General features: G+C 27.3%; 17 protein-coding genes. 9 read left to right on the top strand and 8 right to left on the bottom strand.

Annotation, left to right across the window (positions count from 1 at the left end; translation table 11 throughout):
- Position 1: 1 nt before the first annotated feature.
- From GCL60_RS12050 to GCL60_RS12020, 7 genes are all read left to right on the top strand, one after another.
- The gene (locus GCL60_RS12050) at positions 2-2242 is read left to right on the top strand and encodes a methyl-accepting chemotaxis protein (RefSeq protein ID WP_153420914.1); all 2241 of its coding nucleotides are present in this window, start codon (positions 2-4) and stop codon (positions 2240-2242) included.
- Positions 2242-4593, top strand: a complete 2352-nt coding sequence (gene cheB, locus GCL60_RS12045) for a chemotaxis-specific protein-glutamate methyltransferase CheB (RefSeq protein WP_153420913.1) — start codon at positions 2242-2244, stop codon at positions 4591-4593. Before GCL60_RS12050 ends, cheB begins: the two co-directional genes overlap by 1 nt.
- Positions 4594-4611: 18 nt before the next feature.
- Positions 4612-5328, top strand: coding sequence for a response regulator (locus GCL60_RS12040; protein ID WP_153420912.1), 717 nt, complete (start codon positions 4612-4614; stop codon positions 5326-5328).
- Between the two features lie 201 nt (positions 5329-5529).
- A complete protein-coding gene (locus GCL60_RS12035) occupies positions 5530-7020 on the top strand; it encodes a leucine-rich repeat domain-containing protein (RefSeq protein ID WP_153420911.1) in 1491 nt (496 codons plus the stop codon).
- Positions 7021-7152: 132 nt separating this feature from the next.
- Entirely contained in the window at positions 7153-8481 is a 1329-nt protein-coding gene (locus GCL60_RS12030) for a P-loop NTPase fold protein (RefSeq protein WP_153420910.1), read from the top strand.
- Positions 8459-9805 carry a class-III pyridoxal-phosphate-dependent aminotransferase gene (locus GCL60_RS12025; RefSeq protein WP_153420909.1) on the top strand — a complete coding sequence of 449 codons (1347 nt, stop codon included), beginning with the start codon at positions 8459-8461 and terminating at the stop codon, positions 9803-9805. The genes GCL60_RS12030 and GCL60_RS12025 overlap by 23 nt, the downstream gene beginning before the upstream one ends.
- A gap of 35 nt (positions 9806-9840) precedes the next feature.
- Entirely contained in the window at positions 9841-10800 is a 960-nt protein-coding gene (locus GCL60_RS12020; protein ID WP_153420908.1) for a sucrase ferredoxin, read from the top strand.
- Positions 10801-10835: 35 nt separating this feature from the next.
- Here GCL60_RS12020 and GCL60_RS12015 read toward each other — a convergent pair whose 3' ends face one another.
- Positions 10836-11756 (bottom strand): OmpA family protein, encoded by a 921-nt coding sequence (locus GCL60_RS12015; protein ID WP_153420907.1) that lies wholly within the window; start codon positions 11754-11756, stop codon positions 10836-10838.
- A 427-nt stretch (positions 11757-12183) separates the two neighbouring features.
- On the opposite strand from GCL60_RS12015, the gene GCL60_RS12010 reads away from it, so the two are divergent.
- Entirely contained in the window at positions 12184-12966 is a 783-nt protein-coding gene (locus GCL60_RS12010) for an ABC transporter ATP-binding protein (protein WP_153420906.1), read from the top strand.
- A 1-nt stretch (position 12967) separates the two neighbouring features.
- Here the strand turns inward: GCL60_RS12010 and GCL60_RS12005 are convergent, their stop codons facing one another.
- From GCL60_RS12005 to GCL60_RS11985, 5 genes are read right to left on the bottom strand one after another with little or no spacing between them, the layout of a single operon-like run.
- Positions 12968-13969 (bottom strand): FecCD family ABC transporter permease, encoded by a 1002-nt coding sequence (locus tag GCL60_RS12005; RefSeq protein ID WP_272914826.1) that lies wholly within the window; start codon positions 13967-13969, stop codon positions 12968-12970.
- A complete protein-coding gene (locus tag GCL60_RS12000; protein ID WP_161998192.1) occupies positions 13962-14900 on the bottom strand; it encodes a FecCD family ABC transporter permease in 939 nt (312 codons plus the stop codon). Before GCL60_RS12000 ends, GCL60_RS12005 begins: the two co-directional genes overlap by 8 nt.
- A gap of 55 nt (positions 14901-14955) precedes the next feature.
- A complete protein-coding gene (locus tag GCL60_RS11995) occupies positions 14956-15861 on the bottom strand; it encodes a DMT family transporter (protein ID WP_153420903.1) in 906 nt (301 codons plus the stop codon).
- On the bottom strand, positions 15852-16913 hold the full coding sequence (locus GCL60_RS11990; RefSeq protein WP_153420902.1) for an NAD/NADP-dependent octopine/nopaline dehydrogenase family protein: 1062 nt from the start codon (positions 16911-16913) through the stop codon (positions 15852-15854). The genes GCL60_RS11995 and GCL60_RS11990 overlap by 10 nt, the downstream gene beginning before the upstream one ends.
- Before the next feature lie 18 nt (positions 16914-16931).
- Complete coding sequence (locus tag GCL60_RS11985) at positions 16932-17876, bottom strand: ABC transporter substrate-binding protein (protein WP_153420901.1); 945 nt, start codon at positions 17874-17876, stop codon at positions 16932-16934.
- A 184-nt stretch (positions 17877-18060) separates the two neighbouring features.
- Here GCL60_RS11985 and GCL60_RS11980 point away from each other — a divergent pair, with 184 nt between their 5' ends.
- A complete protein-coding gene (locus GCL60_RS11980; protein ID WP_153420900.1) occupies positions 18061-18642 on the top strand; it encodes a YceI family protein in 582 nt (193 codons plus the stop codon).
- 22 nt (positions 18643-18664) lie between these two features.
- On the opposite strand, the gene GCL60_RS11975 is transcribed toward GCL60_RS11980, so the two are convergent.
- The gene (locus tag GCL60_RS11975; RefSeq protein ID WP_153420899.1) at positions 18665-19273 is read right to left on the bottom strand and encodes an NADPH-dependent FMN reductase; all 609 of its coding nucleotides are present in this window, start codon (positions 19271-19273) and stop codon (positions 18665-18667) included.
- Between the two features lie 80 nt (positions 19274-19353).
- Complete coding sequence (gene flgL, locus GCL60_RS11970; RefSeq protein WP_153420898.1) at positions 19354-20262, bottom strand: flagellar hook-associated protein FlgL; 909 nt, start codon at positions 20260-20262, stop codon at positions 19354-19356.
- Positions 20263-20274 lie beyond the last annotated feature (12 nt).

Here is a 20274-nt window from a genome sequence, read left to right as displayed (position 1 = left end):
TATGTTTAAAAATATGTCTTTGAAATTAAAAATACTTTTATTAAGCATGTCTGGTGTTGTGACAATAGCCATTGTTTCAATAATTTTGGCTATAAGCAACTTTAATTCTCAAGAAAAGCTATTAAAGTCTAAAATGTTTCTAGCATCAGAAGACCTTTCAAATTCAATTCAAGATCAATTTTATGAGCGCTATGGCGATGTAAAGACATTTTCTCTTCATTTTAAAAATTTTTCAACAAACTCAAGAGAATATATCAATTACCTCAATCAAATTGTTAAATTTTATGGTATTTATAATTTAATCATGGTTTGTGATTTAAATGGAAGATTATTAAGTGTAAATGATGAAGCACCAGATGGAAAAAAAATAAATAGCGAAATATTGTATAAACAAAATTTTTCAAATACCCAATGGTTTAAAGAAACATTATCTAAGAAATTTCTTGAAGATGCCAAAAAAGATTTTACTCAAGTAAATTTTCAAGATGCCTATTTCGATGAAACCACAGAATCTGTATACAAAGAAAAAGTATATTCAACAACATTTTCGACTTTTATTTATAATTCAAAAGGTGAACCCATTGGCATAATCAGCACACACCCTAATTTTATTTGGGTAGAAAGTACTATAACTAGAATTTATGATAGCTTTTATAAAGCAAACATGAAAACATTAGAGCTTACTTTATTAAATAAAAATGGTGATGTCATTATTGATTATACACCTTCGTTAAATAACGGAAAAAAAGATGTTATCCATGACGAAAAAACATTAAATAAATTTAATTTAATAAAAGCTGGGCAGGCAGCTGCTGTAAAACTTTCACAAGGTGAAGAAGGCGTAATAGAAGCAAAACATGCAAGACGTGGCAATTGGCAAATAAATGCATTTAAACAAGTAATAGGAGATAAAATAGTAGATGACTTAGGTTGGAAAGTTTTGGTTAGAGTTGATAGTGATGAAGCTTATTCTGAAATTATTAATTCTAAAATAATATATACAATCATTTTTACACTCATTTTTATTATAGTCATTTCATTGAGTATATTCTTTAGCAAAAATTTAGCGAATATGCTTATGAATGTTGCCAATCAATTAGCAAATGGCAACTTGTTATTAAATAAATCATCAGCTGAAGCATCTTCGGAAAGCCAAAAACTTTCTGCTGCAACACTTGAACAAGCCGCTTCTCTTCAAGAAACCGTTACAGCTGTTAACCAAATTAGCGCCATGATGAATAAAACTTCAGAAATGGCTGATTCTTCAAGACGAAAATCGGATGAAAATAAAATCAAAGTCAATGAAGGTAAAAATGTTATTCATAAAATGGTTGATTCTATTTCAAATATAAAATCAAGCAACCAAGAAATTATGGATCAAGTATTAGATGGCAATAAAAGAATTTCTGAAATTGTAAAAGTAATTGCAGAAATTGAAAGTAAAACAAAAGTAATTAATGAAATTGTTTTTCAGACTAAACTTTTATCTTTTAATGCTTCTGTTGAAGCAGCTCGTGCAGGTGAACATGGCCGCGGTTTTTCAGTTGTTGCCGAAGAAGTAGGGAATTTAGCCCAAATGAGTGGAAATGCATCAAAAGAAATTTCTTCCATGCTTGAAAGCAGCATCAATAGAGTGAAAACAATCATAGATCAAACAAAAAATAATGTTGAAAATATTTTAACAAAGTCAAAAGAAACGATGAAAAATGGTGAAGCGATTAGCAATGAATGCGCTTCTATTTTTGAACAAATATTTATAAATTCTGAAGAAGTAAACCATCTAGTATATGAAATTGCGAACTCAGCTCAAGAGCAAGCAAAAGGTGTTACGGAAATCAATCATGCAATGCAAGAACTAGATAACGTAACACATCAAAACAGCAATATTGCTCAAAAAACTTCTAAAACAGCCGCTGATCTTTTAAGACAAAGCTATGAAATTGAACAAATGGCTTCACATCTGGTAAAAATTATTGTTGGCAATGAAAGTAACATTTCACAACTTAAAGCAAGTTCAGGTAACAATAATGACAAAGGTAATTACAACCCACCTGTAAATAAAAACAAAGATTATGATACTAATTCTAAAAGACAATCATTTAATATGAAAAGTACAAAATCACCAACAATAGATTCAAACATTAAAAAAGATTCCTTACATAATAAGGAAAATTCTCAACCAAAAGCAGTAACAAGCGAAGAAGTTCCTTCTTATAATGATCCTAGATTTGAGGACCTTTAATGAATAGCGAGTGGTATTCTTTAATTCAAAAAATATGCCATATTGCCAATGAAGAAACAGGGAATCAACTGAGTGAAAAAAACTTCAGTATGGTAGAATCTCGTTTAAATAAAAGATTTACCACTTTAGGAATTAGTTCACCATCAGAGTACTTAAAGCATTTAAATGCTAATTTTGAATCCGAAAAAAAAGCTATTATATCTCTTTTAACAACACATCATAGTTACTTTTTTAGAGAATACTTTCACTTTGAAGACATTGAAAAAAAATATTTAAATCAAATTATCAATGAAAAAAGAAATAAAACAATTCGAATTTGGAGTTCAGCAAGTAGCCAAGGTCAAGAAGCTTACTCTTTATCCATGTTTTTTAATAAATTAAAAAAAGAGAATAAAATAAAAGATTTTGATTATAAAATTATAGGTACAGATGTTGATCATGAGTCTGTTAGATATGCACAAAATGGAGTTTATTTTTATAGAGATATTTCTCAAGTTCCCATGTCTTACGTCCATGGAAATTGGGTAAGAGGTCTTGCGAGTATTCGAGATTTTGTGAAGCCCAAAAAACATATTAAAGATCCTGTTTCTTTTGAAGAGGCAAATTTATTGAAGTTGAGTAACAAATTTATAAATGATAAATTCGATATTATTTTTTGCCGCAATGTTTTAATTTATTTTAATCAGCAACAAGTTTCTGAAATCATCAATTCATTGCTAAGTAGACTGGAACCAAATGGATTATTGGTTTTAGGAATAAGCGAATCTATTTTAGGGCTAAACTTACCAGTAAAACTTCTTTCAAATTCAATTTATTGTCACAAAAATTATTCACCAAAAGAAAAAGTTACTTTTGAAGAAGTTAAACCAATCGAAAAATCTTTAATAAATGTTTTATGTGTAGACGACTCACCAACCATTCTTGTACTGCTTAAAAAAGTTTTAACAAAAGAAAAAGGATTTCAAGTTATTGCTACTGCATCAAATACAAGAGAAGCAAGAGAAAAATTAAAAACAAATAAAGTAGATATTATCACTCTTGATATTCATATGCCTGAAGAAACAGGGATTGAATATTTAAAAGCAGATTTTCGTAAAGACAGACACCCCCCCGTTCTCATTGTCAGTTCCATAGAGCGTGATGGTACAACCATTGCAAAAGAAGCTTTAAGCTTAGGAGCTTCTGATTATGTTGAAAAACCTGACTTAAAAAATATAGATGAATCAAGCGAAGAAATATGCTTTAAATTAGAAACTATTTATAATGACTTTAAAAAAACAAAATCAGTTTCTAAAAACGAAACAACAATAAATTATTCGCATAGTATAAATAATGAAATTATAAAAGTATTAATCGTTGATGATTCTAAAACCATCCGGATGCAGCTTAAAAATATTTTATCAAAAAATAAACAAATACAAGTTGTCGGTGAAGTAGAAGATCCAAGAACATTAGAAGATCAAATTAAAATTCTTAATCCAGACGTAATTACTTTAGATATAAATATGCCTTTTTTAAGCGGTATTGATATTTTAAAATTAATTTTACCAAAATATAAAATTCCAACGATAGTTGTTAGTGCACTAAATATGGAAGAAGGATCATTAGTAATGGAAGCATTAGAACTTGGTGCTTTCGATTTTTTTCAAAAACCAGATTTTCGTCAACTAGAAGATGAAAGTAAAGTATTAATAGATAAGATTATCCATAGTAAAAATGCTAAAATTCCTTCATTTAAAGCTCCTGTAATTAAAAGTAGAATAGAGCAAAATACAATGGATGGTGATTATTTAATCGCTATTGGATCATCAACTGGGGGAACTGAGGCATTAAAACATATTTTAGAAGAGCTTCCATCACAAATTCCCCCAATTTTAATTGTGCAACATATACCGGAAGTTTTTTCAAAAGCACTTGCAGATAGATTAAATAAACTTTGTCCTTTTGAGGTTAGGGAAGCAAAAAATGGGGATATAATAGAAAAAAATAATGTCTATATTGCACCCGGTAACAAACATATGATTGTGAAGAAAAATAATCAAAACCTTCAAATTGAAATTACAGAAACAAATACAATAAATGGCCATAGGCCTTCAGTTGATGTTCTTTTTAATTCAGTGGCACAATTAAAATTAAAAAAAACAATTGGAGTAATTTTAACTGGAATGGGTAGTGATGGAGCTATAGGGCTTAAGCAATTAAAAGATTCAGGATCAAAAACAATAGCTCAAAATGAAGCAACATGTGTTGTTTTTGGAATGCCAAAAGAAGCGATAAAGTTAAATGCGGCCGACTTTATTGAACCTATAGATAACATTTCAAATAAATTAATTCATATTACACGGAGCTAAAATTAAGAAAGGTTTGTTATGATTGAAGAATTTAAAAACAAAGCCATTGCTATTATTGATGATGAAATAGATATTCTAGAAGTATTAAAAGATATGATAAAGTCACATATTAACGTCACTTTATACGATTTTAATTCTCCTTTAAAAGCAATTGAAAGTTTACAAGACGGCTTTCAACCGAATATATTTTTAGTAGATATAAAAATGCCGAAAATGAATGGTCTTGATTTTATTGCAAAATTAAAAAAAATGAATATTCATAAGCCGATTATTGTTATATCTGGCCATGCTGAAAAACAAGAAGCAATTGAATGTTTAAAATTAGGGGCTTTTAACCTACTAGATAAACCTCTATCTTTTGAGATATTAATACATACAATTCTTCAAGCTTTAACTCTAGAAGAAGTTACTTTAAATAATGAGACTTTAAACAGAGAAAAAGAAATATTATTAAGTCTATTTCAAGAGTTTACAAATAAAAATGAAGAAAGAGTAAGTGAAATTGAAAACTTAGTTCTAGAGAAAACAAAATTAATCCAAAGCGATAAAAATATTCTAAAAAACTTTTTAGAACGTATTAATGAATGCAATCGTATAGATAGAGAAATTGCTAAAACCTATAAAGATATTTCCAGTTTACTGCAAAAACAAAACTCTGTTATTTCAAGAAATATATCTCAGGAATTTTTTGAAAAAAATATAAAATTTAATAAAAGATCTTCAAATAAACAATAATTCAAATATATTTAAAATAATAAATAAATTATTTATCATATTTGTTATTTTTAGCTTTATAAATAATCAAAAAATTAAATTAAATTTTATAACAAAAAATATAGACTAATTTATAAATTTATGTAAATAAAAGAAAGAAAACTCAAAAAAAGAGAAACAATGAGTTTTTTTTAATTGATAAATTAGATTCACGGACAAAATATGAAATCGCTATTGACTGTTAAAATAACATTAATCATATTTATTTTTTTCTCTTGCTCAAAAAAAAATGACTCTAATATAACAGAACAAGATCCTTTATACCAAGGAAATTCTATAAAAATATTAGACAAAGAAAAATATGAAGAATCATTTATTTATATATCAAAATCGGAGACCTATTTTTTTAATCATAAAAACATTTTTTTATATGGGAAACAATCCGATACATTAGAAAAATTAAAACATTTTAATTCAATTGAATTATATATTCCATCTCATATAAATACAAATTCAATAGAAATTTTTCCTGAAAAAAATTCTGATATTTTCTGTTATGATATTCAATTTAAAATTAGTAACAGAAAAATCTATATTTCTAAAAAATTTGGAATATTAAAAACAATTACAGAATGCAGATTTAAATTAGTTTCATCAAATGACCAAATGACAAATATTGGATTTAATTTAAAATTTAACTATACCTTATATGATTGGGCTTCAGAATTAGGAAATAATACAGAAGCTCAAAAAACAGCAAAATTTATTTTAGCAAAAAAATATAATTTAAATGAAAAAGAAATTAATTTAAAAAGAACAAAATTAAAAGATTTCTCCCCATTAACCTCTTTTTCAAATCTGGAAAAATTAAACATAGAAGAAAATAAATTATATGATATTGACAAATCTATTTCATATTTAAACACATTAAAATACTTAAATTTATCAAAAAACAGATTAAGCAAAATACCTGAGAACATAAAGCGTTTAAAAAACCTAGAGACGCTAAATATTGAAAATAATAAAATTACAAAAATTGAAGTAAACCCAAATGAATTTGAAAATTTAAATACTTTAAATTTATCATTTAACAATATAGAAGTTATTAATAAAGAAATAATTAATCTTGTTAAAATTAAAAATCTTAATTTATCTTTAAATAAAATAGAAGAAATACCAGATTATATTTCGAGCTTAAAAAATTTAGAATCTTTAAATTTTAACCACAATAAAATAATAGAAATAAATGAAAAATTAAAAAAAATAAAATGCCTAAATAAATTCTTCTTAGAGGGCAATAAAATAAAATTAATACCTAAATCTATAAGTAAATTTAAAAATTTAAAATATTTGGATTTATCAAGTAATGAAATAAAAAAATTACCATCCACATTTATTCATTTAAATAATCTAGTATACTTAGATATTTCATTTAATTTTATTGAAACTATACCTGAAAAAATCAACAATTTAGTTTTATTAAAATATTTTATAGCTGAAGGAAATAATATTATAAGAATTCCTGAAAACCTATTAAAAATTGAAAAAATCAAATTAATTAACTTAAAATCGAATGAAATTCATTTTATAGATAAAAATCTTTATAATTTTATAATTAACAATCGATCAATATTACTAGAAGAAAATCCAGGTTATCCTAATTTTGGAAACTCTTCAGTTCAAAACATAAACATTAAAAATATTGGAAGTTAAAAAAATTTTTATAATTTTAAAATAATGACACTAATTAACCCACATTATTTCTTTCCTTTTTAAAAATTTCCTATAATATATAATACATAGATTCGTTTCATTTTTTTATTCCATAAATTTCAGAGGAATGATATGATTGAAGGAAATAAAAGTAAGAGTTCTATAAAAGAATGTTTTATAAATTTTAAAAGAATTGTTTCCAATGATCCTCCTTTACTCAAAATTGTAAAAGAAAAACTAGAAGCTCACGACGGAATAGATGAACATAAAAGCTTAAATTACGATACGATAAAGCACCAAATTGATATCTTTATTCGAAAAAATGAAAATCTTATTTTCATTATTGGCCCTTGGGGCTCGGGAAAAACTTATTTAATTGAAAAATATTCTCATGAAATACAGACAGATGGTTTACATTTTGTTAAAAAAAGTTTTTTTGGGATTACCTCTCTAAGCGAAGCTTATATGCACCTTTTAGGTTTTTTCAAAACAGTTCTATTTTTATTTTTTATTTATACTATTATTTATGAATTTGGTTTTTATCACTCTTATTTTTTTGCTCCTATTTCTATCATAATTAGTTTAATGCTTCTCACTAATAAATTTAAATTAACATACTCTTTATACAAACTTATTAGTAGTAGTGTTGATATTATAATTACGAGTGGTTTTCAATTTGCAATTTTGACGAGAAAAGTTCTCGACATGAAAGACTTTAACAATTATAAACATAAAGTCTATATTTTAGATGATTTAGATCATAGTTCTCTAAAAGAAGATGATAGATGGGCTTTACTTGCAAATTTATGGAATTTTAATACAACTTATATTGTACTGCTTGGCTATTCTGAAAACGAAAGAATTAAAGGCAAAAATAAATTTGAAATAATAGAGTTATGTGAAAAACTTGAAGGGAAAATCATTTTTTTACCTATTGCATGGGAGAGAAATGAAGAAATTATGAACCACTATTTATCTCAAATTTTTGAAAATAATAAATTAGAGCATCCTTTAAAATTTCCTACTTGGTTAAATTCCTTTACACCAAGAGAATTAATTAATATTGCTGATAATTTCAAAATTCGTTTTGAAGAATATCAATTAAGACATAAAGGTTATGAATTAATTGGAGGCGTTTTTTTCAATTGCCTACTTGTTCGAATTATTATTGAAATTTATAGTGAAAAGAAGAATATTGAACTTGATAAAAGAGTTTATCTCATTAAAAAAACAGATAATATCATTGCTAAAGATATCATGCGTTTTTATGAATCCGTTGAATACTATTTAAATGAATTTTTATTAAAAAAAATAAATATACTAGATGACAATCAAGCACCAAACAATTATGAAGACATTTTAAAAGCGATCTTTCTTTTAAAAGAAGAAAAAATGATCGAGTTTTTTGATAAAACCGAACACCTTTGGACTGAGAAAAATGATAAAAAAACAATCACGTAAAGTCACTGACAAACTTCTCTCCCGCCTTCAAAAAGTAGAATGCCCTGATACCACATTTTTTGGTGAACGTTTTCCCATTGTTATGAAGCGTGGCAATGGAATGTTTGTTCATGACATTGATAAAAATCGTTATCTCGATTTCACAGCTTGTTTTGGAGTTTTAGCATTAGGCCATAGACCTAAAGTAACAATTCAAGCTATTCGAAAGCAATGTTCTCAATTAATTCATGGAATGGGTGATGTTCACCCGACTCTCCCAAAAATTAAATTATTAGAAATTTTAGCTGAGATATCACCCTTCAAAAATGCAAAATCTTTATTAGGACAAAGTGGTGGTGATGCAATAGAAAATGCTCTAAAAACGGCAATGCTTGCGACAAATAGAAGCCGCTTTTTATCTTTTGCTGGTGGCTATCATGGACTTCAGTTTGCTCCTCTGACATTAAATCACAGAGAAGAATTTACGAAAGGATTTGAGTCTTGGATAAAAGATAAAAGTGTTTCTTTACCTTTTCCTTATTTCCCAAGTGAAATCAGCTCAGATAATATAATTCTAGACCCTAATATGTTAAAAAAGAAGCATCATCTTTTTTCTCCGGAAGAAGTACTTGAGCTGCTTGAAAAAGAATTAAAGAAAAAAGAGTTTGCAGCTCTTGTTTTGGAACCTTATCAAGGCCGCGGTGGAAAACGAGGTTTTTCACCGGACTTTATGAAAAACTGCCAAACATTATGCAAAAAATATGGGACATTAGTTATTTTTGATGAAATATATACCGGTTTTGGTAGAACAGGAAAAATGTTTGCATTAGAACATTATAACGTAATTCCCGATCTACTTTGTGTAGGAAAAGCGATGGGAGGCGGTTTGCCAATTAGCGCTTGCATTGGAGATATTATGGATGTTTGGGAAAAGTCGAAGGGAGAAGCACGACAAACACAAACATTTTTAGGCCATCCATTAGCTTGTTCTGTTGCTTACGAAACAATTAAATATATACAAAAATATTTACCAACTTTTCAAAAAGAATTAATAAATATTGATAATGCTTTTTTTAAATTTAAAGAAAATATGGAATTAAAAGCCTTATCCCAAAAGTTTCCTTTTGAAATTCGGGGAAAAGGTTTTATGAAAGGGATTTGGTTTTATTCTCAAGAAGAAGCTTTTTGTGTTTCTTTAATGGAAACTTTATTAGAAAACGGATTTATTGTTCTTCCAGAAGGGCCAAGAGCTGACGTTTTATCGTTAACACCCCCACTCATTGCAAATGCAGGACAATTTAATAAAATCTTAAATTCTATTGTATCAATTCTAGAAAATAAATAATTTTCATTTAATTATTTATTAAAAATGGAGTCAAAATGGATATTGAAAATGAGTGCTCAACATTAACAAAATTCAGCCCTGAAAATATTATTTGTTCTGTTTCAAAATTAGATGTTCAAATTGCAATTGAACTTGAAGAGCCTTGGGACTCTATTCCTATAAAATCTGTGCACTATCCAAATTCATTACAAATGTTACTTCCTCAATTAACAAAAAACAAAATAGAGTTTGGAATAAATTATTTTGCTAAAAGTGAATATTCTATTCAAAATCAAACTAAAATCTTTATTTTTAAAAGAAACCAGAATGAATTTGATCCATATATTAAAACAGAAATTTCAATACCTAATGATGAATTAATTCATTTAGGATCATATATTATAGATTATCTTTCGGGAAATACAGAAATTTTTGATAAATGGAAACAAACAGACACTCAAAATAAAAACGAAATATTTATTTGTGTTCATGGAAAGAGAGACCTCTGTTGTGGAAAATATGGCTTGCATATTTATAATGAGTTTTCCTCAAAAATCGAAAAAAATAAATTAAATTTTAGAGTTTGGAAGTCTACGCACATTGGGGGTCACCGATACGCTCCTACATTTTATGAAGCACCTTCCATGCGTTGGTATGGTCTTTTTCATATTAATGATGTGGAAACATTCTTAAATCGAAAATTAAATGAATTTAAAGTAAATAATAATTATCGTGGGATGAGTGGAATATTAAATAAATATGCTCTATTAGTTGAAAATGAATTATTTAAAATTTATTCATGGGCATGGTTGAATGCTACCGATAAAAAATATGAAATCATTTCTTTAGGTGATCATGAACTAACAGAAGTTCATTTTTACTTTAGAATAAACCATAATTCCAATTTAATAAAAAAAGTTTTTAAAATTGAATTTTTGAAAGTGATAGAAGGAAAATCTAGCTGTAATTCAGCGGATACAAAGTCAGTAAAACAATATTCTGTGATAGAATGTTAAACTGACTTCATATTGCTCTAACAAATTTATTTTATTTATATTTTAAAGCCAATATTCATACCAAATCTAACAGAACTTTCCGTTCTACCAGCATCTAAAATTAAGGAGAATGCTTTATATTCGTATCCTGCTCTTATTTCTCCACCTAGATCACGACCAGTTTGACCATTTTCGTTTGTAACAGCACCTGCAAGCCCTCTCACTCCAATTAGAAAACCAGAATTTGTTAGATAAACACCTGGAGCGGCATAATATGTATAAAGATTTAAAACAGGATCACCTGTTACATTTGTTAAAACATTTCCTTGTGCTGCTAATTCGTATCGTACCCAATTATTTTGTTGATATTGAACGCCAACTTCAGCTCCTGTAGCAAGATAAGGAGCGTGAACATCATATGTATAATAATCTCTACCAACTCTTAGGGAAAAATTTGTATAAAATTTGTTATCATTATAATTTAAATTGACTTCTTCTTTTACAGATAGTTCTTCTTTAGAGTTATTCTCAACAGGTTTTTCAACTGATTTCTCAACAGGTTTTTCTTCTTTTGGTGTTTCTACTACCTTAGGAGTTTCTGTTACATTTTGAGAAACAGCAGTTAAATGAACAATGCCAGAACGTCCATATTCTTCATTAACTCCTAAAGAAGACGAAGCAATTTTTACATTAGGAATTTCTTTACTTATAAATTGATTCAAAGCTTTTGAGCGTTTATCTGTTAATTTTTTATTATATAGATTAGAGCCACCTTTACTAGCCGAAGCAATAATTTCAATATTTTTAACGTCTTTTTTATTTGTTGATTGCTCTAGACAGTCCTTTAATTTTTTTTCATCAAAGGTTGTCTTGTTAAAATCAAATAGAACTTTACAGGTTATACTATTATTATCTAAAGCAAAAGTTGGACTAGAAAAGTAAATTGAACAACCAATTGCAAGATATATATTTTTCATTTGTTTTTCCTTAATATTATACAAATTATAAATTATTTATAACTAAAAGTTCTTGATAAAGAATAGAAAATTCTATTCTTAAAAAAGATTTAAAATTCAAATCTGATTTTTTGTCAATTTAACTTTGCCTAAGTTAAACAGATTTAAATAAATACCACTAATAGCATTAAATTTTAATTAAATTTTAATGAAGAATTCAATTAAATACTGTTATTAAAAAGCATTATTTATTTTGTGAATAAAATTTTATTTTTAGGTATCAATGACTAAATTATTAAAAATACATATTTCTCTTTTATTTTTTTAATGCCCTATAAATGTTCATTAATTGATTTTATTTTACTTGAAATATAATTTTAAAACGTTAGAATATAAATGATAATAATTATTATTATCATTTATATTCTAAAATAAAGAGCAAAAAAAAATGATAGATATTTCCTTACAAAACTTAAATATTTCTTACGGAAAAGAAGACATCATATCCAATGTAAATTTAACTTTTATCAAAGAAAAAATGACTTCCATCATTGGTCCAAATGGTTCAGGAAAATCAACTCTATTAAAAGCAATATCAGGAAACATCAAAACAAATCAGGGTAAAATTTTAATCAATCAAAAACTTATTGATAGTTACAATAAAAAAATTTTAGCTCAAAAAATATCAAGTTTACCACAATCTCCTGAAAGCCCCAAAGATATCACTGTAAAACAACTTGTATCTTATGGAAGATATGCTTATCAATCTCTTTTTAAAAAAAATAAAATTGAAAATGAAAAAATGGTAGAATGGGCTCTTAAAGTTACTGGTTTAAAAGAACTATCAGAGCATTTAATGGATGAATTATCAGGGGGACAAAAACAAAGAGCCTGGATTGCAATGTCGATTGCACAAAATAGTGATTGTCTATTTTTAGATGAATTAACAACATATTTAGACATTAAACACCAATTAGAAATTCTTGAATTATTAAAAAATTTAAATAAAAAAGAAAAAAAGACGATTATTATGGTTCATCACGATTTAAACCATGCCCTACGCTACTCAGATTACATTGTTATTATAAAAAAAGGGAAAATAATAGCACATGAAAACATTGAAAACATCATAAAACATAAAATTCTAAATGATGTTTTTCAGGTAAATTTTAAAATTTTAAGAGATGAAAAAAATAATCCCATTATTTTTTATGATGGAATTTTAAATTAATTTATATGTGAATTTTTATTTTTTTCATTAAATAAACAAAGTATGGAACGCCAATAATTATTGTAATGAGTCCTGCAGGAATTTCATATGGTGGAAATAAAATTCTACCTAAAAAATCAGAAAATACAGTCAAAACGGCTCCAATTAATGCGGAACCAATTAGGTTTAATTTATGAAAACTTCCAAATAATATTTTTGAAATATTTGGTGAAATTAAACCAACAAATCCTAAACTCCCACAACCACTTACCGCAACTGAGGCCAACACCAAAGATATAAATATAATAATTATTTTCCACTTTGTTACTTGAAAACCAATACTATTAGAAACATCTTCATTCAAAAGTAGAACATCGAGTTTTTTATGCATAAAAAAGGAAATGATTATAAAAAGCAGTGAAGGTATAAAAATAGTATATACTGTATCCCAACTTACCAAATATAATGTGCCTGTTATAAAAGAAAAAAATGCACTTTGTTTTTCATCAGATTGCATAATTAAAAATTGACAAAGTGATTTAAATAAAACGCCAATTGCAATGCCAACTATAATCAATTTGGCATGATAAATTTTTTTATTTTCAATAGAGGCTAAAATAGCAATTAAAAATCCGGATAATGCACCTATAAAAGAAGATAATAAAAAAGACAAATTGAGATCTTTTAAAAGATAGATTGAAAATAATAAAATGCAAAAAGAACAAGCTGAATTAATTCCTAATATATCGGGAGCAGCCATTGGGTTTCGAAAAACAGTTTGTAGTAAACTCCCTGATAAAGCAAAAGCAGCTCCACACAGAATACCAACAATTAGGCGAGGTAATCTTACATCATAAATTATAAATTGGTTTTCATACTCTAAATTTTTTTTAATTATAGCTTCATAAATATTTAAAAAAGAGTAATTTGACATTCCAAATTTTAAAGAAAAATAACAAAGCAATAACAAAAACAAAAAAATATAGAATATAAAATAATTTTTATTTATTAAACATTTATACACTTATTATTTTCTTTCTTAATTTAGATGAAAATATTAATATTGGAGCACCTAATATTGATATAAATAAACCAATAGCGACTTCTTTATCATGAAATAGAACTCTCATTACGATATCAGAAATTAACATAAAATTAGCACCAAAAATAATCACAGCTGGAGCAAGTATGAAAGGATTTTCACCTACAATTTTTTTTGAAAAATGGTTTACGATTAATGGAAAAAATAAAATAGGTCCAATCATCGATACAGAAAACGAGCACATCATTACAACTATAATAAGAAAAAATAAAATTAATTTTTTAACATTTAATCCTAAGGATGAAGCTACTTGTTCACCTAAACTCAAAATATGAATTTTTTTTAAATTCAACATAATAAAAAATAAACAAATAATTAATACAGGAAAATGATATTTGAGAAGTTCCCATGAAGAACTAGATAAAGAACCATTGATATTTATTAAAATAACACCGGATCGAGTTGGTAAGAAAATAAGAATAGCCTGTGTTAATGCATAAAACAATGCGTTTATAGCTTGCCCTGCCAAAATGAGTCGAAGTGGTGAATATCCAATAGAAGAAGTAATGATATAAATTAAAAATGCTGCCAACACTCCGCCCAATAAAGAAAAAGACATATAAATAGGAATGGCACAAAAAGGAAACAGTGCAAGAATGACAACAATGCCAAAACCAGCACCCTGATTGATTCCTAATAAACTTGGGCAAGCTAATGAGTTTTTAGTAATAAATTGTAAAATCATTCCAGATAAAGCAAGGGAAGAGCCTGTTAGAAATGAAGTGATGCTTCTTGGTAAACGCGTTTCAAAAATAATTCGATGATAAATGCTATCAGACGAAAAAAATAAACCATCAATAACTTGATAAAATGATAATTTTAAGGGACCAACAGTTAATGAATAAAAAAACAAAAAAGCACTAAAAACAAATGAGAGAATTAGGAAAAGATAAAATTTATATTTCATATTAAATAAAGCTTGCTAAAGATAATCCTAAGCACAATAAAAAGACAGAAAACTTCTGAAAAAGAGATAATCTTTCTTTGTGTAAAAAATAGGATAATAAAACTATAATCAAACTTCGAGCAGAAAAAATAAGAGCAACAAGACTAGTAGGACCTGTTAATAATGCTTTTGAATACAAATAAAGCCCTAGACCAGAGCATATTCCTGTAATAAGTCCAAAATAGATCCCATTTAAATTATTTTTTTGGTTAATTTGCAATATAAATTCTTTAAAGTCAGTTTTAACTTTATAATTATTCTTTAATTCTTTTGTTTCTTTTTTATACAAAATTATGCCTGAAAAAATCAAACATAATAAATATGAATTAAGTAAAATCTGGGTGTTATTGATATTTAATTCTTGGGTTATTTTTAAGCCACCTTCTCTTAAAAATAAAAATGTTGAACCTAAAATAACCCATATAAACCATTTTTTATTTTTTATAACTAAATTTTCATTTGGATCTATTTTGACAATTATAATAGCTACTAATAAAGTTAAAATAATTAAAATCTTAATTAAATTTAACTCTTCACCATAAATAAACACTGACATTAAAATGATAAATGGCAAGTTTAAATTTAGCATAGGTGCCGTTAAACTTGCAGGCCCAAGTTCCAATGCTTTAATCACAAACCAATTACCAAAAAATGAACCTAGCGCAATTAAAATAGACCATAAATATACATTAAAGCTATAAGTAAACTCAATTACAGAAAAGGATTGGTATAAAAAAAACAAACTACCAGAAAAATAAAGACCAAACAAAATATAGTGATCGGGACATTTTTTTATCGTTGCCGATTTCATTAATACACTAGCTATTCCAAATATAATTGAGCTTAAAATAGCAAGAGCTATCCACATGAATGAAATTCTTTCAACTGAAGATTCGTAACGATACGTCCTTTTTCATAATAATTTGTTTTGTTCATAGTAGATGTTATTTCAATTATATTTTTCATAGATGTTGCATTATAACCTAATCTTTCCCCTATACTATACCAAGGAACTAAAGAATAGGGCACATCTTCAGAAACGTAACGATGTGAAATGGAATCTGGACAAAATGTTTTTTTGTTATGAATAGGGGATAATTTATAAAAATCATAAATACTAGTAAATGAAAGATCGTAATAATTATTCATAACTTCATAAAAGCGAGGTAAATTTAATCCTAGCTTTTGTCCAATTAATATTCTTTCATTGTCTAAAACTTCAAGAAATTGAGCTGTTTCTTTTGTAATTCCTTCTTTATAGAAATAAAATTCTTGTTTATTTCCAATTCGTCCTGCATTAAAAACCACGTTTGCTGGATGAGTTATACCACAAGGATCATAAAGTCCGGCCTCAATAAAGCTTGACATAACTTCCAATTTACTTGGAAAAAAAGATTTTATAATATCATTTATTTCATAAGCAATGGATTTATTAAAAGAAGCAATTCCCATTTTTGTTTTAATAGATACAATATTTGCATTAGAAGGACTTTCCGATCGACATGCATAAGGAAAAGAAGTAACATCAGCAATGATAATATTTTTTTCCCAACCAGAACGATTTAAAATTTCTTTTTGATAAATACCTGAAAATTGACCAGATAAATTAATGACAATATGATTTTCATTTAAAAAAGGGAGCATGTTTATAAAAATAGATTCATGAGCAATTACAGGCAAACAGATAAAAACAATATCTGTTTGATTTAATACAGCAGCAAGATCATTTGAAACGATATTGATTTTTCCAAAGCCATGGACAGCTCCAAAACACTCAACACCCCCTCTTTTTTTTATTTCTTGAAATCCACCTAAATGATTTGGATGAGCATATAAGTTTACATTGAGTCCTAATAAAGACAAATGTCCTGCTAAAGCCTGCCCACCATTTCCACAACCAATAATTGCTACTTTATTCATATTTATTCCTAATCATAACTAATTATTTTTTATGATATGGCCCTGTGGCTTTGACTCTAAAAATCCTGTTTCTTTAGCTTCTTTGTACATAATTTCCATTGCTTCAATACCATGAGTTTTTGCCCAAATATTTCTGTCTAAGAAATATACTTGATTGTCTTTAACAGCTCGTAAATCATTCCAAAGCGGATTTTTCGAAAGTTTTTCAAATGGTTCTTTATTTCCATCTGTTAGAAGAATTGCGATTTGATCTGGGTTTTTGCTTAATACACCCTCAACTGTCATTTCAATTCTATGCATCACATTTGTTTCTTTAACTAAATTTTCTTTATTAAGTTCTTTTAATATAGGTGTTGCAATTGCATTTGCACTTAATACTCTAAAAATTCCACTTGGTGTAACAAATCCCATTAAGATTGTTTTTTTAGGAGATTTTTGAGCAACAGCAATCGCATCATTTCGAATTGCTTCATAATGTTTTATTATGGACGGAACTTTTTTTTCTGTATCTGTAATTTTTGCTAAGATTTTAAGATTTTTAATTTGTTCATTAGGATCACCTAAAATTCCATTTAATAAAACAGTAGGTGCAATTTTATTTAATTGAGGAAGTATATTTGTAACAAATGAAGCATCTCCTATAATAAGATCTGGTTTTAATTTTGCAATTGCTTCAAGGCTGGGCTCATCTCTTGTTCCCACACCTGGAATGTCTTTTATAAAATTTTGAAGGTGGGCAGGATCTTGGCCTTCAGTATTATCACTTTTACCTATGCCTACAGGCTTAACACCTAGCAATTTAAGTTCATCTAAAATTCCAAACTCAAGGACAATAATTCTTTCTGGTTTTTTATTTAACTTTACAGAACCATTTTCAGCTTTGATAGAAAGAGGAAAGGGAGCACTGTAACTGGCCGTAGTGATGAAAAGAGAAGCAAGAACGATGAAAATTCCTTTTTTCATTATAACCTCTTGATATATTTATAATAACTAATATGATACTGATTATCAATATCATATTGATGATTTAATAATTTACTTAAAAAAAAATGTCAAATAACAAAGAAAAATGATTTTAAGTTGATTCCGTGATTTTTAATTAAAAAACATTTAAAATTTTAAATATTTTTTATAAAAGGATTTTTTTATGAATATGCTTAATGTATTAAAGGCAACAGTTTTATCTATTTCCATTTTTTCATTTATTTCTATAAATGCTGACATTATTAAAGAAACAGAATATCAATTAAATAAAACGGAATCCGAAATAAAATTTAAGATTAAAAATTTTGGACTTTTAACCGTTGAAGGCAAATTTGAAGAATTTTCAGGGTCCATAAAAATAGCGAATGATTTTGAAAAATCTCAGGTAAATGCAAATGTGAATATTTCTTCTATTAATACAGAAAATAAATCTCGCGATGAACATTTAAGAAGTAAAGATTTTTTTGAAACAGCCAAATACCCTATTATGATTTTTAAAAGCACAAATATTAAAGGGAACGTAGAAAATTTTAAAATGGAAGGAGATTTGACAATAAAAGGCATAACAAAAAAGGTAACATTTGATTGTAATTCTTCTGCAACTAATGCAAAAGATGATACTTCAAAACAAACAGAAATTTTTAATGCGGAAACATCAATAAATAGAAAAGATTTTTCGATAGAAAATGGTGCTACAATTGGTGATGAAGTTAAAATTTATTTAAAAATAAAACCAGAAAAATAATATCCTACTTAATAAATAAATTTTACATTCCATTCGGAAATGTTTTGTGATCTATTTTGTCACTTTCACGAACCAACTTTAATGCTTTGGAATATTCTAATAATATATTTAATGCATAGGTTATTCTACTACGAATTGATTCGTCAGCAGGATTTTCTGGGGCCTCAAAGTTTAAAACATGAGTACAGTCTCTAATTATTAAATGTTCCGGAATATAGCAGAGTCTTGAGTTTTTAAACCCGCTCGTTCTTAATTCATTAACAGGATAAGATCCACTTATTCCAGCAGATACAGATACAATTAAACCTGGTTTATGTCCAAATTCTTTTGCAGAACTTAATAATAATAAATTTTTTAAACCCGCTGGAACCATTCCATGCCATTCAGGAGAAATAATAATGATACCATCACAAGACTGTAATTCACTGGAAATGGGTTGCCAAACTTTTTTCCAATTAGGATCTTCAGGATTAAAAAAGTCTTCATCCATTAAAGGAATTGGATTTTCCGATAGGGATAATAAATAAGTTGAAACTGAAAATTTCAAACTTAATTCTTTGATCAAATATTTAGAAATTTTTTCTGATTGAGAATTTTTTCTATGACTGCCTGAAATAATAGCTAATTTCATTCGAGCTCCATTTATTTATCTAAGGAGTTTTAGTTATAAAATTAAAAAAATAAATTATAACATTTTGGAAGCATATAAGATTATTTTAGAAATTCAAGTAAGGAAGGAGTTAGCATTTTTGAACTTGCTTGTAACGTAAAATTTAAAGCATTTTCCGCTCTTTTTAAATCCAAAGCAGATTTTACCATATCTGCTCCTTCTAAATTATTATTATCGCTATGCAGTTGAGACTCGCCACGATCTAGCCTTTCAGAAACATCTTCTAAGGCCACTCTTCGCGCACCAAGCGATGCTGTTGCCGTAACAACAGAGTTCATAGCCGCATCGAGATCAACCATGGATTGATGTAATTTATCTCGATCCCAAGCAAATAAAGAGTCATACATGTTTTCTAGAATGTTTACTAAAGGTGGTCTTTTTCCTTCTAATCCTCCAGGAACATCAAAAACGGTTCTTCCATTAACATTAATAGGACGAAAACTATCTTCATCAACCTGAACAAAAATATAACCATCATCTCCTAAGTAATGTCCATCAGGAGAAACAGGAGGTTGTGTCGTTTGAAATCCTCCAAAAACATATTTATCGCTGTATGTTGTGTTACCTAATATAATAACATGATTTAAAATTTGTCGAACTTCTTCTGCTACTGCTTTACGTGATGGTTCATCATAAATATTATTTGATTGTTGAATAGAAAGTTCTTTTGCTCTTATTAAAGAATCATAAATGGAAGTTAAAGCATCTTCTGTTTTTGCCAAAAATCCTCTACCAAAATCTAATGATTTTCGATATTGGTCTAAGTTTGTTATTCGCGTTCTGTTACGTAACACTCGAATAGTAGCAACAGGATCATCACTAATTCTTTTTAATTTTCTTCCAGATATTGCAGTATCATTTACATCATCGGCTATATTTTTTACAGTACCAATACGGTCAAGAGTTGTTCCATATCTATATTGTTCTGAGATACGAGGATTTATTGCCATAATATCACCTCA

Origin of the sequence: Silvanigrella paludirubra, from assembly GCF_009208775.1 — a bacterium.
GTDB lineage: Bacteria > Bdellovibrionota_B > Oligoflexia > Silvanigrellales > Silvanigrellaceae > Silvanigrella > Silvanigrella paludirubra.
The sequence above is the reverse complement of the archived record's forward strand: the minus strand, read 5'-3'. Positions and strand labels throughout refer to the sequence as shown.

Excerpts from the sequence above, each read along its gene's own strand:
- flgL (WP_153420898.1), bottom strand. The coding sequence starts at position 20,262 with ATGGCAATAAATCCTCGTATCTCAGAACAATATAGATATGGAACAACT.
- GCL60_RS11985 (WP_153420901.1), bottom strand. The coding sequence starts at position 17,876 with ATGAAAAAAGGAATTTTCATCGTTCTTGCTTCTCTTTTCATCACTACG.
- GCL60_RS12035 (WP_153420911.1), top strand. The coding sequence starts at position 5,530 with ATGAAATCGCTATTGACTGTTAAAATAACATTAATCATATTTATTTTT.
- GCL60_RS11980 (WP_153420900.1), top strand. The coding sequence starts at position 18,061 with ATGAATATGCTTAATGTATTAAAGGCAACAGTTTTATCTATTTCCATT.
- GCL60_RS12030 (WP_153420910.1), top strand. The coding sequence starts at position 7,153 with ATGATTGAAGGAAATAAAAGTAAGAGTTCTATAAAAGAATGTTTTATA.
- GCL60_RS12025 (WP_153420909.1), top strand. The coding sequence starts at position 8,459 with ATGATAAAAAAACAATCACGTAAAGTCACTGACAAACTTCTCTCCCGC.
- GCL60_RS12010 (WP_153420906.1), top strand. The coding sequence starts at position 12,184 with ATGATAGATATTTCCTTACAAAACTTAAATATTTCTTACGGAAAAGAA.
- GCL60_RS11990 (WP_153420902.1), bottom strand. The coding sequence starts at position 16,913 with ATGAATAAAGTAGCAATTATTGGTTGTGGAAATGGTGGGCAGGCTTTA.
- GCL60_RS12050 (WP_153420914.1), top strand. The coding sequence starts at position 2 with ATGTTTAAAAATATGTCTTTGAAATTAAAAATACTTTTATTAAGCATG.
- GCL60_RS12040 (WP_153420912.1), top strand. The coding sequence starts at position 4,612 with ATGATTGAAGAATTTAAAAACAAAGCCATTGCTATTATTGATGATGAA.
- cheB (WP_153420913.1), top strand. The coding sequence starts at position 2,242 with ATGAATAGCGAGTGGTATTCTTTAATTCAAAAAATATGCCATATTGCC.
- GCL60_RS12020 (WP_153420908.1), top strand. The coding sequence starts at position 9,841 with ATGGATATTGAAAATGAGTGCTCAACATTAACAAAATTCAGCCCTGAA.
- GCL60_RS11975 (WP_153420899.1), bottom strand. The coding sequence starts at position 19,273 with ATGAAATTAGCTATTATTTCAGGCAGTCATAGAAAAAATTCTCAATCA.
- GCL60_RS12015 (WP_153420907.1), bottom strand. The coding sequence starts at position 11,756 with ATGAAAAATATATATCTTGCAATTGGTTGTTCAATTTACTTTTCTAGT.
- GCL60_RS11995 (WP_153420903.1), bottom strand. The coding sequence starts at position 15,861 with ATGTGGATAGCTCTTGCTATTTTAAGCTCAATTATATTTGGAATAGCT.